The organism is Roseomonas rosulenta, from assembly GCF_016106005.1.
GTDB lineage: Bacteria > Pseudomonadota > Alphaproteobacteria > Acetobacterales > Acetobacteraceae > Neoroseomonas > Neoroseomonas rosulenta.
Map to the genome: position 1 here is coordinate 1 of NZ_JACADR010000529.1, position 1,371 is coordinate 1,371.

The window sequence follows — 1,371 nt, forward strand, 5'->3', positions numbered from 1 at the left end:
CCTCGCCGCGCGGCCCCGCGCGCGGTGCGCCGCCCGGCAGGCCGCCGCGGGACCTTGCCGCGGGCGCCGCCCGCTGCCTATCTCCCCGCCATGATACGTACCATCCGCGTCCTGTCGGTCCTGCTCGTCCTTCTGCTGGGCGGTCTCTGGGCGCTCGCCTGGTTCGGCCGCGCCACGGGCGAATCCGTTGCCGACGCGTTCCTGCGGCGGATCGCCTCGCTCACCGGGACGGAGATGCCCGCGCCCTCGGCCGGCGGCATCCAGCTCGCACAGGGGGTGGCGCTGGGCGGGCCCTTCACGCTGGTGGACCAGACCGGGCGCACCGTGACGGAACGCGACTTCGCCGGCCGTCCGATGCTGGTCTATTTCGGCTTCACTTATTGCCCGGATGTCTGCCCGACCGAGCTCGGCACGATCGCCGCCGCGCTCGATGCCATGGGCCCCGCCGGCGAGCGGGTCACGCCGGTCTTCATCACCATCGACCCCGAGCGCGATACGCCGGCGGCCATGGCGGACTACGTCTCCCGATTCCATCCGCGGATGGTCGGCCTGACCGGAAGCGCGGAGCAGGTGGCCCAGGCCGCCCGCGCGTATCGCGTGTACTACGCCAAGGTCAGGCCGCGTGATTCGAGCGACTACCTGATGGACCATTCCTCCTTCATATATTTCGTCGGCCCCGATGGTCGCGTGCGGAGCCTGTTTCGTCCCGAAACGACGCCTGAGGCGATAGCCGCCGCGATCACGTCGCAACTTCGCGCTTTATGAGACACGGGGTTCCGCAACCGGCACCCCCCCGGTATTGTTTGAACTGTGGGACCGCTCAAATCCGCCCAGGCGGTCGTGCGGCGGTGGAGGCTTTGGATGTCTGACGACCTCGAGGAAGGGACCGGTTCGGAAGGCGGCCGCGGCTCGGCGACCCCCGCGCCCCGCCATACGCGCCGGCTTTCCGACAAGATCCTGATCGCCTTCCACCACGCCTGCGACCAGGGCGACTTCGAGGTGGCCGAGGACCTGCTGCGCATCCTCGAGATGATGCTCACGCGCCGCCCGGCCTCGCCCGACGCCAACCGCCGCAAGAACCTCGAGAGCCTGGTCGCGGCGCATGAGCGCCTGTGGCTGCTGCGCCATCCCGAGGTGAAGGACCAGTAGCCAGGGGCGCTACGGCGCCAGCGCGGCAGCGTCGCGCAGCACAGCGTCCGCCTCGGCGGTGAAGGCGCCGTCCTTCTCGTGCAGCACCAGGGCGGGCAGCAGCCGCGCCGGTCCCCGACCGCCGCGCCGCGCACGCAGCAGCACGCGCCGTGCCGGCGCCCCCGCACGGGGCGCGACCGGCAGAAGCGTGACCGACCCGAAGCCCGCCGCGCGCAGTGCCGC

2 protein-coding genes and 1 pseudogene are annotated in these 1,371 nt (G+C 71.7%); 2 read left to right on the forward strand and 1 reads right to left on the reverse strand.

Features of this window, described 5'->3' with window-relative positions; all coding sequences use genetic code 11:
* Positions 1-90 precede the first annotated feature (90 nt).
* Both HW578_RS26585 and HW578_RS26590 read left to right on the forward strand, forming a co-directional pair.
* Positions 91-765, forward strand: coding sequence for an SCO family protein (locus tag HW578_RS26585; protein WP_198373701.1), 675 nt, complete (start codon positions 91-93; stop codon positions 763-765).
* A gap of 96 nt (positions 766-861) precedes the next feature.
* Positions 862-1,149, forward strand: coding sequence for a hypothetical protein (locus HW578_RS26590; RefSeq protein ID WP_198373702.1), 288 nt, complete (start codon positions 862-864; stop codon positions 1,147-1,149).
* A 9-nt stretch (positions 1,150-1,158) separates the two neighbouring features.
* Here HW578_RS26590 and HW578_RS26595 read toward each other — a convergent pair.
* A pseudogene (locus HW578_RS26595) lies at positions 1,159-1,371 on the reverse strand (tRNA1(Val) (adenine(37)-N6)-methyltransferase); the annotation flags it as partial.